This is a genomic window from Streptococcus sp. D7B5 (genome assembly GCF_029691405.1).
Classification (GTDB): domain Bacteria; phylum Bacillota; class Bacilli; order Lactobacillales; family Streptococcaceae; genus Streptococcus.
Map to the genome: position 1 here is coordinate 722575 of NZ_CP121467.1, position 14586 is coordinate 737160.

A 14586-nucleotide genomic window follows, 5' to 3' on the forward strand; every position below is an offset into this window, starting at 1 on the left:
ACTCGAATAGAAAAAGATAAGGCTGTAAAAGTTAACTTCTATTAAAAAAACGAACCAGCTTAACTGATTCGTTTTATTACGTTTATCTCCTACTTCCGATACATTTTAAACTGTAGGAAGAGGTCGCTATATTTTCCTGTCCATTTATGGTCAAATTTCTCATAAACTTCTAGATGTTTCATGGTATCAGCGTCTGGATAGAAGGATTTGTCCTCACGAGTCTCCTCTGGGAGCATTTCCTTGGCTGGTAGGTTTGGGGTTGAATAGCCCACATACTCCGCATTTTTCAGAGCATTTTCGGGTTTCAACATAAAGTTGATAAAGGCATAGGCCGCATCTTGGTTTTTCACGGTTTTTGGAATGACCATGTTATCAAACCAGAGATTGCTGGCCTCAGTCGGAACGACATACTTGAGGTTAGGATTTTTCTCCAACATCTGCCTAGCTTCCCCAGAGAAAGTCACACCGATAGCAGCGTTGTTCTGAATCATGTAACCCTTCATCTCGTCCGCCACAATGGCCTTGATATTTGGAGTCAGTTTGTAGAGCTTATCCACTGTCTCTTCCAGCTGCTGAGGATCCTTGGAGTTGAGACTGTAACCGAGTGAGTTAAGCCCGAGTCCCAGCACCTCACGCGCCCCATCAAAGAGCATGATGGAATCCTTGTATTCTGGTTTCCAGAGGTCATCCCAATGCTCAGGCGCCTCCTCTACCATGGTTTCATTGTAGACAATTCCCAAGGTCCCCCAGAAGTACGGGATGGAGAATTTATTGCCCGGGTCAAATGACTGGTTGAGGAACTCTGGTCCGATATTCTCGATTCCTTCAATTTTTGAATAATCAAGAGGAACTAAGAGGTCTTCGTCCTTCATCTTGTTGATCATGTACTCACTTGGGATGGCAATGTCGTAGGTCGTTCCACCCTGCTTGATCTTGGTATACATGGCCTCGTTGGAGTCAAAGGTCTCGTACTGGACTTGGATTCCTGTTTCTTCTGTGAATTTCTCCAAGAGTTCTGGATCGATATAGTCCCCCCAGTTGTAGATAACCAATTTCTGACTATCTCGGCTATTGATTTTACTGTCTAGATGAGTCGCAATCCCCCATAAGACAAGGATAATTGCTGCAATTCCTGCTAAAAATGAATAGAGTTTTTTCATGCTTGCTCCTCCTTCTCACGTGAGATAAAGTAATAGCCAACAACTAGGATAATACTAAAGAGAAAGACAAGGGCAGAGAGGGCATTGATTTCTAGCGAAATTCCCTTACGAGCACGAGAGTAAATCTCGACTGACAGGGTTGAAAAGCCATTTCCCGTCACAAAGAAGGTCACGGCAAAATCATCCAGCGAATAGGTGAAGGCCATGAAATAACCTGCAATGATAGACGGAGTCAGGTACGGTAGCATGATTTCCTTAAACATCTGAAACTGGCTGGCACCCAAGTCATAGGCCGCATGAATCATGTCATCATTCATCTCCTTGAGACGAGGCAAAACCATCAAGACCACGATAGGGATGGAAAAGGCCACGTGACTAGATAGAACCGTCAAAAAGCCAAGTGAAAACTTAAGCTGGGTAAAAAGAATCAAGAAGCTAGCACCAATCATAACGTCAGGCGCAACCATGAGGATATTATTGAGTGATAGAAAGGCTTCTTGGTATTTCTTACGAGACTGGTAGATATAGATAGCACCGAAAGTCCCGATAATGGTCGCAATCAAGGCAGCTAGAAAGGCCAAGAAAAAGGTTTGGGTGAGGATCAACATGAGGCGACCATCACCAAACATGGTTTTAAAATGGCTCAAGCTAAAGCCTGTAAAGCTATTCATATCATCGCCAGCATTAAATGCATAGCCAATCAAGTAAAAAATTGGCAAATAAAGGACGATAAAGACAAAGGCTAGGTAGAGATTCGCAAATTTTTTCATCGTTCTCTCCTTTCCTTGGTCACCCACATGGTGATGAACATGGTCAGGATGAGGATCACACCAATGGTAGAACCCATACCGTAGTTGTCATTGGTTAGAAAGTTCTGCTCAATAGCCGTTCCCAGCGTGATAACACGGTTCCCACCAATCAAACGTGTCAGCATGAAGAGACTCAAACTAGGGATAAAGACTGATTGGACACCACTTCTCACCCCGTTCATCGATAAAGGGAAGATGACATGGCGGAAAGTTTCCCACTTGGTCGCACCGAGGTCATAGCTGGCATTGATGAGATTGTTATCCATATCATCCAAGACATTGAAAATCGGCAAAATCATAAAGGGAAGCTCAATGTAGCTTGCGACAAAGATAAAGGAGAAGTCCGTAAAGAGCAACTGCTGCGAACCGATTCCGATGAATTCCAAAAATTGGTTAATAGAGCCATTTTGACCAAAAATCCCGATAAAGGCATAGGCCTTGAGGAGCAAATTGATCCAGGTTGGCAGGATAATCAGCATGAGCCAGAGTTGACGGTGCTTGAGACGGGTCAAAAAGAGGGCTGTTGGATAGCTGATGAAAAGTGTTACCAAGGTCACAATTCCAGCATAGAGCACAGAGTTGAAACTCATTTTAAGATAGGTCAAGTTTTGTGACGCAAAGTAGGATTTATAATTTTCTAAACTAAACTGGCCTTCAATGTTGAAAAAGGATTGACCGAAAATCAAGACCAAGGGTGCGAGAACAAAGAGGGCTATCCAAAGCATGTAGGGCACTACAAAGAGTTTAGAGGTTGTTTTCTTCATCTCTTTCCTCCTCGATCGCGTTAATCAGACCTGCTTCTTGCTCTTCGATTTCTACGTACTCTTCGATACGAGCATCGAACTCTTCTTCAGTTTCGTTGAGACGCATGATGTGGATATCTTCTGGTTCAAAGTCCAGACCAATTTCCTCACCCACAATGGCCTTACGAGTCGAGTGGATCATCCATTCATTTCCAAGCTCGTCATAGGCGATAATCTCGTAATGAACCCCACGGAAAAGCTGGGTATCAACTTTAACTTGGAGCTTGCCTTCTTCAGGTAGGGTAATGCGCAAATCCTCTGGACGAATGACAATCTCGACAGGCTCATTTGGCTTCATCCCCCCGTCGACCGCTTCAAAGCGTTTGCCGTTAAACTCGACCAAGTAGTCCTCAATCATAGTACCAGGCAAGATGTTGGACTCGCCGATAAAGGTGGCAACAAAGTGGTTGATTGGCTCATCGTAGATGTCCACTGGTGTTCCAGACTGAACAATCTCACCATCATTCATAACGAAAATCCAGTCACTCATGGCGAGAGCTTCTTCCTGATCGTGAGTGACAAAGACAAAGGTAATCCCCAATCGTTGTTGCAGTTCACGCAGTTCATACTGCATGTCTGTTCGCAATTTCAAGTCCAGCGCTGACAAGGGCTCATCCAACAAAACCACACGGGGTTGGTTGATGATGGCACGGGCAATGGCCACACGCTGACGTTGTCCTCCAGAGAGTTTACGAATGGAACGCTTCTCGTAACCTTCCAACTGAACCATCTTGAGAACTTCCGCTACGCGTTGTTCGATTTCTTTCTTGTCGATTTTACGCAAGCGGAGTGGAAAGGCAACATTTTCAAACACATTCATATGTGGAAACAAGGCATAGGATTGGAAGACCGTATGGACATCTCGTTTATTAGTTGGGATATCGTTGATCCGCACCCCATCCAGTAAAATATCCCCTGTCGTCGCATCCAGTAAACCTGCAATGATGTTCAGGATGGTTGATTTTCCTGAACCAGATGCGCCCAAAAGAGTGTAAAATTTCCCTTCTTCCAACTCAAAGTTAATGTCTTTGAGAACCTTGGTGTTGCTGTCTTCAAAAACTTTAGAGACGTTTTTGAATTCAATAATTGGTTTTTTCAATTGTCATAAATTCCTTCTTTTTCATAAATTAACAGATCAGGGCTCTGTCAGGCCGCTACTACCTCGTGTAGGAGATTAAACTGCCTACATACATCTTCACTCACGATAGGCTTTCACCCCCTTTACAATGGTTATAGCAGCAATTTTTCAACCCCAACCTTATTCCTTCTCGCCCAAGATTCGGACTTCTCTTTCAAGAGTGACACCTGAGTGTTCCTTGACTTTTTCAATAACAGATTGGATCAAGTCCTCGTAGTCTTTGGCCGTTCCGTCAGCAACATTGATCATGAAACCTGCGTGTTTTTCAGATACTTCCACACCACCGATACGATAGCCTTTCAAGCCAGCCTCTGAAATCAACTGACCTGCAAAATGCCCAACTGGACGCTTAAAGACTGAACCACAAGACGGGTATTCTAATGGTTGTTTGAGTTCACGTAGGTGCGTCAAGCGGTCCATTTCTTGCTTGATAACCTGATGATTCCCTGGAGATAGGGCAAATTTAGCTGACAAAACAACAGCCCCAGAATCCTGAATAGCTGAATGGCGGTAACCAAAAGCCAAGTCCTTGACTGACAAGGTCTCGATTTCCCCTTCCTTGGTCAAAACTTGACAAGACTGCAAGATATGAGCAATCTCTCCTCCATAGGCACCCGCATTCATAAAGACAGCTCCACCGATGCTTCCAGGAATCCCACAAGCAAACTCGAAACCAGTCAAACTATGACGAAGAGCAATTCGTGTTGTTTCGATCAAGTTCGCTCCTGCTTCTGCTTCGATGGTATAGCCATCAACCGAAACGTTATTAAGCTTATCACACAAGATGACAAAACCACGGATTCCACCTTCACGAACGATGATATTACTAGCATTTCCTAGCACCATCCAGGGAATATTCTCTTGATTGGCAAATTGAACGACACGGGCCATCTCATAGCGATTGCGTGGCAAAACAAGATAATCCGCTCGACCTCCTACCTTTGTATAGGTATAGGTCTTCAAGGGTTCCTTAAAACGAATATCGATTCCTTCTAGGATTTCAAGCATTTTTTCTTTTACTGACATGTCACTCTTCCTTTTTCAAAATTCATTCCATTATACCATTTTTAGAGACATTTGACGACCATAAAAAGAGCTTGTTTTATCTTTACATAAAAAAAGAGGTCGCCCCTCTTTTTATGATTTTTTCCAAAATGTAGATTTGGTTAGCCAGATAAAGGCTAGAAGTTCTACGAGAAGAATAAACTCAACTAGAAGCGGATTTGCAATCCATCCCACTTGAGATAAGGCTGGAGCCAAGTCAAACAAGGCATGCAAACCATAGGCAGCAAGGAGGTAGATCCATTTCTTTTGACGGACACTTTGATATACCCAGATGGAAAGACCAATTTGTAGAACCAGAGCAAGCACACGTTCAACTCCTAGTAAATAAACCTGCCATACAGAAAGAGACTGAACCGTTTCGAGTGTAGACTTTGGAAGAAGATTGGCTACATCAGTATTTGAAGACTGGATGAGTGAAAAGAGAATCAAAAGACTGATCAAGCTTCCCATTCCGAGATAGAGCATCTCCAAGCCCCCATGTCCCAAACCATAGGCCAAAGCATCTCGATCTTCTAGCTTTCTCTTTTTCTCCAACCATTTAAAAAAGATAAGACGAGCCGTCTCTTCAAAGAGGGCTGCCATAGCGATCCCATAAAGGACGTATAAGAAAGGCTGCTCCTGCATAAGCGGAATGGTTCCATCTTTTTGCGGATGGAGTATCAGAAGGTGAACCATCTTCTCTAACACTTGAGAAGAAACAAAAAATGCGATTGCCCCCAAGCCCATCACTGCAAGAGAGATTTTAAACCGTTTTTTGGCATACCAAGTCCCACTTACTAGAATGAGAACCAAAGCGATCATGGTAAGGATAATATGTACTGTCATCTTTTTCTCCTATTCTGACTTATCAATATCTTTCTTCATCTCGTCAACGTTAAATTTGGCAAATAAATACTGGCGATCTTGGACTGGAAAACGTTGGTCCAACTGGTCGACTGCCCCAACCTCAATCATTCCTTCTTTGATAACAAAGTCCATCACATGCCCACCAAAGGTCAAATCATCTGAGATAAAATGCAAATGGTAGCCTGCAACACTCACCCCATGGAAAATCTCCGGTGTCCAAAATCCAACAATGGTTCCCGATACATTTTCACGGCTATATTCAGGTTGGTGAGTCGCTACATCAGCAAACTTGGTATCAGGTGTGGATTTAGGAATCATCCGCACGTGCATTTGTGAAAATTCGCCATGAATCTTGATGGAACGAAAAAGATTTTCCCCATCATAGTAGGACTCAATTCGTTTTTCCAATTCCTTATCCGTCATCTCAAAGCGCTGACGAAAAATCACTTCTGCCTGATGAGGAACCACTGCTGCATAGGGAATAAGGGCATCCGCTGCCACTTCAACGATTTCAGGTGTTTGACCAGACCCCTTGGCTTGATAAGCCTTGCCATCAAGGACAATCAACTCCCCATCAATCGAATCAAGGGTTCCCAAACCAAGATCACCATGTTCTAGCAATTCTCCCACTGTCATGGTTCCGCCATAGAGACCTGCCATTAGGGCACCTAGAGTATTGTATTGAAATAATTTAACCGGTTCCTGCACTTTTCTATCCATTCTCTTTCTTATCTTCTTTTCAATGAATCATTATACTTTCTAAGTATACCACATTTGCTCCTAGTTGTGAAAGGGAGAAATGCTTTTCCCATTGCAAAGGAGGCAAAAAAAAGGTACAATGTAACAAAATCAACGGAGGTCTGGAATGAAGAAAGAAAGTAAATACCAAGCAGTCGTTTCCTTTCTAAAAAAGGGGATCGAATCAGGAAAATTCCCAACTGGTAGCCGGCTTCCCTCTATCCGACAATTGAGCCAAGACTTCCACTGTAGCAAGGACACTATCCAACGAGCCCTACTAGAATTGCGCCATGAACAATACCTCTATGCCAAACCCCAAAGTGGCTACTATGTTCTAGAACAGGGACAGCACCAAGACTTGGAAATCGAAGTCACTGACGAACACGCCAGTGCTTATGACGATTTCAGACTCTGCATCAATGAAACACTGATTGGAAGAGAAAACTACCTCTTCAACTACTATGACAACCAAGAAGGCCTTGAGGAACTGAGACAATCTGTCCATCAACTCCTCTTTGACCAAGCCCTCTACTGCAAACCCGACCAACTGGTTCTAACATCTGGCACCCAGCAAGCTCTCTTTATCCTTTCTCAGATTAACTTTCCGAGCGAGGGAGCTGAGATTTTGGTTGAACAGCCGACTTACCACCGGATGAACCGCCTCTTGGTCGCTCAGGGATTAGCCTACCAGACCATTGAACGCCGAATCGATGGGATTGACCTTGACGAACTAGAAGAACAGTTCAAATCTGGGAAAATCAAGTTTTTCTATACCATTCCTCGCTTCCACTATCCCCTAGGTCATTCCTATTCTGATCAGGAAAAAAGAGCCATTCTGGATCTAGCAAATCAGTATGGTGTATATATCGTAGAGGATGACTATCTAGGAGATTTAGACCCTAAAAAAGGGCAAACCTTCCACTATCTGGATACTGAGAATCGGGTCATTTATATCAAATCCTTCTCAACAAGTCTCTTTCCAGCCCTTCGTATTACCGCTCTCATTCTCCCAAATGCCCTAAAAGAGGCCTTTGTTTCCTACAAAAATATCCTGGACTATGACAGCAATCTCATCATGCAAAAGGCTCTTTCTCTTTATATCGATAGCCAGTTATTTGAAAAAAATCGTCTAGCTCGATTGACCCTTCAAGAGAACTATCAGGCTCAGATAAAGAAAGTGCTTGAAGAAAACACCTGTTCCTTACCCCACTATCCTCTACATGATGGCCTTCTCCTTGATTTGAGACACTATCCTAAGATTGCCAGTTTGAAACACAGCTCACTCAAATTAGACTTTTTTGAGAAGGCTTATTTGGACGCCTGTCCTTATCAGTTTGCCAAAGTCACTCTTGAAAATCTAGAAGAGCTATTAGAATACATAAAAGCAGAATTGGATTAAAGTCCAACTCTGCTTTCTTTTTATTGTTCAACTTCTGTTAGTTTCGCTGCTTTTTCAAGATAAGTTTGATAGGTTCCGTCATCTTTCAGTTTTTGGATAACCTTATCGACTACTGATTTCAAGTCTGATTGATTCTTCTTGATAGCTACGGCATTGGCTTCGCCATCTTTCATCGTCAAGTTAACAGATGCAACAACAAGGTCTGAGTTTTTACCTGCGTAACTAAGAGCCACTGGTTCATCCATATGAACAGCATCCACTTTTCCAGCCTGCAATTCATTGACTGCTTCACCCATATTGGTCAAGGATGTCAATTGAGCATTTGGCAATTGTTCCTTGACCATGGTTTCTGGAACAGTTCCCTTTTGAGCTGCGATATTGGCACTTGCGAGACTTGAAAGATCCTTGTACTTGTCTAAATCGGCTTTTCTAACCAAGAAACTCATCTTGTTTTCATAGTAAGGAATTGAAAAATCAAAGACTTCCTTTCTCTCATCAGTGGCACTAATTCCTGCAATAGCCAAGTCAGCCTTTCCAGTTTGAAGACTGGTCAAGACATTGTCAAAACTCATACTAGAGATTTCAAGTTTAACTCCAAGTTCATCCGCAATCGCTTGAGCCATATCAATATCTGCACCAACCACTTGGTTTTTACCATCAACCAAGGCTTGGAATTCAAATGGCGCATAGTCTGGGCTGGTCGCAACAACTAGCTTCCCTTTTTGTTTGATAGCATCCACAGCAGACTGGGAACTATCCGTACTGGATTGACAAGCTACTAAAATCATGCTGGCTAGCATGCTACACACAACTAATATCCATTTCTTGAATTTCATAAATAAACATCCTTTCTGTTATTTCTGAATAATTATAACTCATTTGAAACTACTTGTCAACGTTTTTCTTGCATTTTCATAAAATATAGTTACAAAAAATAGAAATTCAGCGATTAGTTTATCTGTCTATTGGGAACTTATTTTCAAAAAAATCATTTATCATATCTTGATGTTGCTGGTTTACAATTGCAATATTTTGTACGTCCCTATGATCAAAAAATCCTAATTCTAAAGTTTCATCACTTGAAAAAGAATTTGTAGAAATAAAAGTTTCAGATGAAACTAAATACAAAATTGTAAGAACTTGAGCCTCATCACCATTCGGATAACTATCTGAATATTTAGTATAAACATTTAAGAGTTTTTCCGCTCTCACTTCGATTCCCGTTTCTTCATAAAACTCTCGCACTAAAGCTTCTAAAGCCGATTCACCTAATTCAATAGCACCACCTGGTAATCCCCACGTTCCTTTATCTGCTCGTTTTTGTAATAATATTTTTCCTGATTGATTTAATATTCCACAGGTGAAATTTAAAATAATTTTATCTTTCCCAACTTTTTTTCTTATATTCTGTATGTAGTCCATTACTCACCTCTGATAAAAAAACATCAATACAACGAAAGCTTACTATTAAAAAGTAAGCTTTCACAATCATTTTATCATTTGAATACTTTATAATTCAACAATCTTACCTGTTTCAAAGTAAACAACCCATTCACAGATATTTTTTGCGTAGTCTCCGATACGTTCCAAGAAGGAAATGACCTGGAAGTAATCACGGCCTGTAACAATGGCTTCAGGATTTTTCTTGATTTCCTCTGTAGCTAAATCACGGATGCTATCAAAGTAATGGTTGATTTTTTCGTCCATCGCCGCCACTTCATATGCTTGATCCACAGAACCGTTCAGATAAAGATCTAGAGCTGCTTCGACAAAGTTCTTCACATCGCGTCCCATCTTTTTGATTTCTTCCTCAACGGCAGGGATACGTTGCTCCCCTTTCATACGAATAGTCGCTTCAGCGATAGACACTGCATGGTCTCCCATGCGTTCCAAATCGGATACGGCCTTGAGAACTGTCAAGACAGTACGAAGGTCTTGTGAAACAGGTTGTTGAAGAGCAATCATTTCAAATGATTTCTTTTCCAACTTCACTTCGTATTCATTTACTTCTGCATCGTCTTCAATGACTTCTTTTGCCAAATCACGGTCGTGCGTGACAAAGGCGCGCACTGTACGATTGATCTGCGAAAGCACTTCTTGTCCCATTGCGTAGAACTGGTTGTGCAATTTCTCTAAATCTTCTTCAAATTGAGATCGTAACATCATTCAACTCCTTATCCAAATTTTCCTGTAATATAATCTTCTGTTTCCTTGTTTTGTGGGTTGAGGAACATCTTCTTCGTATCGTTAAACTCGATTAAATCCCCATCTAGGAAAAAGCCAGTTTTATCAGAGATACGAGAGGCCTGCTGCATGGAACGAGTTACCAAGAGCATGGTGTATTTATCCTTTAGACCATACAAGGTTTCCTCAATCTTACCAGCCGAGATAGGATCCAAGGCTGAAGTTGGTTCGTCCAAGAGGATAATTTTAGGGCTGGTTGCCAAAACACGAGCAACACAGACACGTTGCTGTTGACCTCCTGAGAGACCAATAGCCGAATCATGCAAACGATCCTTGACTTCATCCCAGATAGAAGCACGTTGCAAGGCTTTTTCTACTGCTTCATCAAGGACTTGTTTATCCTTGACCCCATTGATACGTAGTCCGTAAACAACATTTTCGTAGATAGACATAGGGAAGGGATTGGGTTGTTGAAAAACCATGCCGATTTCCTTACGCAATTCAACCGTGTCGGTACGGGGGCTGTAGATATTGTGACCATTGTAAATTACTGTCCCCGTTGTTGTCACCTCAGGGTTTAAATCTCCCATCCGGTTGATGGCCTTGAGAAGAGTTGACTTCCCTGAACCTGATGGACCAATGAGGGCGGTTATTTCCTTGGGTTGGAAAGAAAGGGAAACACTATTCAAGGCCTTCTTTTTGTTGTAATAAACGGACAGGTCTTTAACCTGCAAAATCGGTTCTGTCATGCTGTTTCCTTTCTAACCAAAGTGTCCCGTTACATAGTCATTGGTTGACTGTAGCTTGGCATTTTGGAAAATATTGGACGTCTTATCATACTCAATCAAATCACCCAAGTAGAAAAATCCAGTATAGTCACTCGCACGGGCAGCCTGTTGCATACTGTGGGTAACGATGATGATGGTAAAGTCTTTCTTCAACTCCAGCATGGTTTCTTCCAGTTGGGCTGTCGCAATCGGATCCAAGGCTGACGCTGGCTCATCCATCAAGAGAATATCTGGCTTGACAGAGATGGCGCGAGCGATACAGAGACGTTGCTGCTGACCACCAGAAAGCATCAAGGCTGATTTGTGAAGGTCATCTTTGACCTGGTCCCAAAGGGCAGCTTGACGGAGAGAAGTTTCCACAATTTCATCAAGAACTTTCTTGTCCTTAACACCTGCACGTTCATGAGCAAAAGTGATGTTGCGGTAAATAGACTTGGCAAATGGATTTGGACGTTGAAAGACCATTCCGATATGCTTGCGCATCTCATAGACATTGATTTCAGGACGATTGACATCAATACCTTGGTAAAGGATTTGCCCTGTCACCTTAGCGATATCAATAGTATCATTCATCCGATTGAGACTGCGAAGATAAGTAGATTTCCCTGATCCAGAAGGACCAATCAAGGCTGTAATTTTATTTTTTTCAAATTGCATATCGATGCCCTTGATGGATTCATTTTTACCATAGTAAACATGTAAATCCTTGGTAGAGAGGGCCACTTTTTCTTCAGGGAAGGTGATGATATGCTTTTCATCCCAGTTATATTTTGACATGGCTTCTCCTTTAGGCAGCGGTTAATTTCTTGTGTAAATAGCTTCCGAGTTTGCGTGCTCCAAAGTTAAAAATCAAGATAAAGATGAGGAGCACGGCGGCAGAACCAGCAGATACAATGGTAGCATCAGGAATGGTTCCTTCACTGTTGACCTTCCAGATGTGGACAGCCAAGGTTTCTGCTTGACGGAAGATTGAGATAGGGCTGGTAACACTGAGGATATTCCAGTTAGACCAGTCTAGGGCTGGTGCAGACTGTCCCGCCGTATAAATCAGAGCGGCAGCCTCACCAAAGATACGGCCAGATGCCAAGACAACACCTGTTACAATACCTGGTAGGGCTTCTGGAATGACGACATGGACCACAGTCTCCCAACGAGAAATTCCGAGGGCCAGACCAGCCTCACGTTGGGTATGGTGAACGTGTCTCAAACTGTCTTCAACATTTCGAGTCATCTGAGGCAGGTTAAAGACCGTCAAGGCCAAGGCACCAGAAATAATGGAAAATCCATACTCAAACTGGACTACAAAGATTAAGTAACCAAAGAGACCCACAACGACCGACGGTAGAGAAGACAAAATTTCGATACAGGTACGGATAAAATTGGTCACAGGACCCTTTTTGGCATATTCAGCAAGGAAAATCCCCGCTCCCATGGATAAAGGAACAGAAATAACCAAGGTAATGACCAAAAGGAAGAAGGAATTATAAAGCTGAATCCCGATACCTCCGCCTGCTTGATAGGAAGAAGATTTCCCAGTCAAGAAGGACCAAGAGATGTGAGGTAAACCACGAACTAGGATATAGAGAATCAAGGACGCCAGAATGGTCACGATGATACCCGAGATGGTATAGAGGACAGCTGTTGCAAGTTTATCTAATTTCTTAGCGTGCATAGTTTTTCTTTCCTCTTTCTTTCGTAATCAATTTAATCACACTGTTAAAGGCCAAACTCATCAAGAGCAATACCAAGGCCAGTGACCAGAGTACGTTATTATCAACTGTACCCATGACGGTATTTCCGATACCCATAGTCAAAACAGAAGTCAAAGTCGCAGCTGGCGTTGTTAGCGAGGTTGGGATAACTGCTGAGTTTCCGACCACCATCTGAATAGCAAGGGCTTCACCAAAGGCACGTGCCATCCCAAAGACCACTGCTGTAAAAATACCTGAACGCGCTGCTTTCAAGGTCACACGCCAGATGGTTTGCCAGCGAGTCGCTCCCATAGCTAAACTAGCTTCACGGTAGTGACGGGGCACAGCACGCAAGCTGTCTGTTGTCATAAAGGTTACAGTTGGCAAAATCATGACAAAGAGAACGAAAATCCCTGACAAGATTCCAAAACCAGTTCCACCAAAGACACTACGAACAAATGGAACCACAACCTGCAAACCGATAAATCCATAGACAACTGATGGAATCCCAACGAGAAGTTCAATGGCTGGTTGCAAAATCTTAGCACCTTTTGGTGATACTTCTGTCATAAAGACTGCAGCACCAATGGCAAATGGAGTTGCAATCAGGGCTGACAAAATCGTTACAATAAAGGAACCCAAAATCATTGGCAAGGCACCAAATCGTTTGCCTGAAGGATTCCAAGTCTGTCCAAAGAGGAAATCAAAGATGTTCACTCCATTGACAAAGAAGGTCGATAAACCTTTCTGCGCTACAAAAATCAAAATCATAGCCACAATGATAACAATTAAAGAAAGACAGGCGAAGGTCAATCCTTTACCAAACTTCTCAAGGCGAGAGTTCTTTGAAGGAGAGAGCAATTTTTTAGATAATTCTTCTTGATTCATTATTGACCTCCTTCTACTGCTGTAACGGTACCTGACGCATCTTTTTGGACTTTCATTTCATTGATGGAAATATAGCCCATTCCCTTAACAATTCCAGTCTGGGCTTCGTCTGAGAGGATGAATTTTAAAAATTCAGTCGCCAACTCATTTGGCTGACCTAGGGTATACATGTGTTCATAAGACCACAAAGGCCAGTTGTTGGTTGTTACATTTTCAGTTGTCGGCTCATAGCCATTGAGCTTCATGGTCTTGACTGAGTCATCCACATAGGCAAAGGCAAGATAAGAAATGGCTCCTGGAGTTTGGGAGACAATCGACTTGACCATTCCATTAGAATCCTGTTCTTGGCTCTGCATAGCCGCCTGACCATTCATTACGACATTGTCAAAGGTTGCTCGCGAACCAGAACTTGCTGCACGGTTGATGATCGAAATAGCTAAGTCTTTACCCCCAACCTCTTTCCAGTTAATCACTTCACCAGTAAAGATTTTTCGAAGTTGCTCAATTGTCAGATTTTCAACAGTCACTTCTTTGTTCACAATTACTGCCAGACCAGCTACTGCAACCTTATGGTCCACAAGCGCTGAAGCGTCAATTCCATCTTTTTCCTCAGCAAAAACGTCAGAGTTTCCAATATCTACCGCTCCTGACTGCACTTGGGAAAGTCCTGTTCCCGAACCACCGCCTTGAACGTTGACTGTTTTTCCAATGTTTCTTGAACCAAATTCGTCTGCTGCGGCTTCGACCAGAGGCTGAAGGGCAGTTGAACCGACGGCTGTCATGGTTTCTCCACGATCAATCCAGCTTGCACATCCGGCTAGAGAACCTACAAGCAAAAGTGTCGCAAGATATAGGACGAGCTTTTTTCTTTTTTTCACTATTTTTCTCCTTGAACATAATGATGAATGTTCTGATTTCTTTCAGTTCCTATCATGACAATCAGTGATGATAAGATTTGGTTTACGATTTATAGACTGGAAGCCCCTTGAGGACCAGTCGGTTTATCACATAATATAAGTAAAAATGAAAGACTATCAGAAAAAACTCATACTTCCAATATAACATAGAATAGATTCT

At 42.5% G+C, this 14586-nt stretch carries 16 protein-coding genes; 1 reads left to right on the forward strand and 15 read right to left on the reverse strand.

Annotated elements, in window-relative coordinates:
• Positions 1-89: 89 nt before the first annotated feature.
• From P8P68_RS03495 to budA, 7 genes are all read right to left on the reverse strand, one after another.
• Positions 90-1160, reverse strand: a complete 1071-nt coding sequence (locus P8P68_RS03495; RefSeq protein ID WP_049490179.1) for an ABC transporter substrate-binding protein — start codon at positions 1158-1160, stop codon at positions 90-92.
• A complete protein-coding gene (locus P8P68_RS03500; protein WP_042902113.1) occupies positions 1157-1930 on the reverse strand; it encodes an ABC transporter permease in 774 nt (257 codons plus the stop codon). Before P8P68_RS03500 ends, P8P68_RS03495 begins: the two co-directional genes overlap by 4 nt.
• Positions 1927-2733 (reverse strand): ABC transporter permease, encoded by an 807-nt coding sequence (locus P8P68_RS03505; RefSeq protein WP_000754111.1) that lies wholly within the window; start codon positions 2731-2733, stop codon positions 1927-1929. Before P8P68_RS03505 ends, P8P68_RS03500 begins: the two co-directional genes overlap by 4 nt.
• Entirely contained in the window at positions 2714-3871 is a 1158-nt protein-coding gene (locus P8P68_RS03510) for an ABC transporter ATP-binding protein (protein ID WP_000742899.1), read from the reverse strand. Before P8P68_RS03510 ends, P8P68_RS03505 begins: the two co-directional genes overlap by 20 nt.
• A gap of 159 nt (positions 3872-4030) precedes the next feature.
• Positions 4031-4936 (reverse strand): UDP-N-acetylmuramate dehydrogenase, encoded by a 906-nt coding sequence (gene murB, locus P8P68_RS03515; protein WP_044020537.1) that lies wholly within the window; start codon positions 4934-4936, stop codon positions 4031-4033.
• Between the two features lie 111 nt (positions 4937-5047).
• Complete coding sequence (locus P8P68_RS03520) at positions 5048-5800, reverse strand: YhfC family glutamic-type intramembrane protease (protein WP_278276176.1); 753 nt, start codon at positions 5798-5800, stop codon at positions 5048-5050.
• Between the two features lie 9 nt (positions 5801-5809).
• Positions 5810-6541, reverse strand: a complete 732-nt coding sequence (gene budA / locus P8P68_RS03525) for an acetolactate decarboxylase (protein WP_000375405.1) — start codon at positions 6539-6541, stop codon at positions 5810-5812.
• A 145-nt stretch (positions 6542-6686) separates the two neighbouring features.
• On the opposite strand from budA, the gene P8P68_RS03530 reads away from it, so the two are divergent.
• Positions 6687-7958, forward strand: coding sequence for a PLP-dependent aminotransferase family protein (locus P8P68_RS03530; protein WP_278276177.1), 1272 nt, complete (start codon positions 6687-6689; stop codon positions 7956-7958).
• Between the two features lie 20 nt (positions 7959-7978).
• On the opposite strand, the gene P8P68_RS03535 is transcribed toward P8P68_RS03530, so the two are convergent.
• The 8 genes from P8P68_RS03535 to P8P68_RS03570 form a co-directional block, all read right to left on the reverse strand.
• Complete coding sequence (locus P8P68_RS03535) at positions 7979-8794, reverse strand: ABC transporter substrate-binding protein (RefSeq protein WP_278276178.1); 816 nt, start codon at positions 8792-8794, stop codon at positions 7979-7981.
• 118 nt (positions 8795-8912) lie between these two features.
• Positions 8913-9380: an NUDIX domain-containing protein gene (locus tag P8P68_RS03540; RefSeq protein WP_096406588.1), complete on the reverse strand. Its 468-nt coding sequence runs from the start codon at positions 9378-9380 to the stop codon at positions 8913-8915.
• 87 nt (positions 9381-9467) lie between these two features.
• A complete protein-coding gene (phoU, locus tag P8P68_RS03545; RefSeq protein ID WP_278276179.1) occupies positions 9468-10121 on the reverse strand; it encodes a phosphate signaling complex protein PhoU in 654 nt (217 codons plus the stop codon).
• Between the two features lie 11 nt (positions 10122-10132).
• Complete coding sequence (gene pstB, locus P8P68_RS03550) at positions 10133-10891, reverse strand: phosphate ABC transporter ATP-binding protein PstB (protein ID WP_278276180.1); 759 nt, start codon at positions 10889-10891, stop codon at positions 10133-10135.
• Between the two features lie 12 nt (positions 10892-10903).
• Positions 10904-11707: a phosphate ABC transporter ATP-binding protein PstB gene (gene pstB, locus P8P68_RS03555; RefSeq protein WP_000049847.1), complete on the reverse strand. Its 804-nt coding sequence runs from the start codon at positions 11705-11707 to the stop codon at positions 10904-10906.
• Positions 11708-11717: 10 nt separating this feature from the next.
• Positions 11718-12602, reverse strand: coding sequence for a phosphate ABC transporter permease PstA (pstA, locus tag P8P68_RS03560; protein ID WP_268705052.1), 885 nt, complete (start codon positions 12600-12602; stop codon positions 11718-11720).
• Positions 12592-13509, reverse strand: coding sequence for a phosphate ABC transporter permease subunit PstC (pstC, locus tag P8P68_RS03565; protein ID WP_278276181.1), 918 nt, complete (start codon positions 13507-13509; stop codon positions 12592-12594). The genes pstA and pstC overlap by 11 nt, the downstream gene beginning before the upstream one ends.
• Entirely contained in the window at positions 13509-14387 is an 879-nt protein-coding gene (locus tag P8P68_RS03570) for a phosphate ABC transporter substrate-binding protein PstS (RefSeq protein ID WP_278276182.1), read from the reverse strand. Before P8P68_RS03570 ends, pstC begins: the two co-directional genes overlap by 1 nt.
• Positions 14388-14586: the final 199 nt, after the last annotated feature.

Coding starts and splice junctions, on each gene's coding strand:
- P8P68_RS03495 (WP_049490179.1), bottom strand. CDS start 1,160: ATGAAAAAACTCTATTCATTTTTAGCAGGAATTGCAGCAATTATCCTT.
- P8P68_RS03500 (WP_042902113.1), bottom strand. CDS start 1,930: ATGAAAAAATTTGCGAATCTCTACCTAGCCTTTGTCTTTATCGTCCTT.
- P8P68_RS03505 (WP_000754111.1), bottom strand. CDS start 2,733: ATGAAGAAAACAACCTCTAAACTCTTTGTAGTGCCCTACATGCTTTGG.
- murB (WP_044020537.1), bottom strand. CDS start 4,936: ATGTCAGTAAAAGAAAAAATGCTTGAAATCCTAGAAGGAATCGATATT.
- P8P68_RS03520 (WP_278276176.1), bottom strand. CDS start 5,800: ATGACAGTACATATTATCCTTACCATGATCGCTTTGGTTCTCATTCTA.
- budA (WP_000375405.1), bottom strand. CDS start 6,541: ATGGATAGAAAAGTGCAGGAACCGGTTAAATTATTTCAATACAATACT.
- P8P68_RS03530 (WP_278276177.1), top strand. CDS start 6,687: ATGAAGAAAGAAAGTAAATACCAAGCAGTCGTTTCCTTTCTAAAAAAG.
- P8P68_RS03535 (WP_278276178.1), bottom strand. CDS start 8,794: ATGAAATTCAAGAAATGGATATTAGTTGTGTGTAGCATGCTAGCCAGC.
- P8P68_RS03540 (WP_096406588.1), bottom strand. CDS start 9,380: ATGGACTACATACAGAATATAAGAAAAAAAGTTGGGAAAGATAAAATT.
- phoU (WP_278276179.1), bottom strand. CDS start 10,121: ATGTTACGATCTCAATTTGAAGAAGATTTAGAGAAATTGCACAACCAG.
- pstB (WP_278276180.1), bottom strand. CDS start 10,891: ATGACAGAACCGATTTTGCAGGTTAAAGACCTGTCCGTTTATTACAAC.
- pstB (WP_000049847.1), bottom strand. CDS start 11,707: ATGTCAAAATATAACTGGGATGAAAAGCATATCATCACCTTCCCTGAA.
- pstA (WP_268705052.1), bottom strand. CDS start 12,602: ATGCACGCTAAGAAATTAGATAAACTTGCAACAGCTGTCCTCTATACC.
- pstC (WP_278276181.1), bottom strand. CDS start 13,509: ATGAATCAAGAAGAATTATCTAAAAAATTGCTCTCTCCTTCAAAGAAC.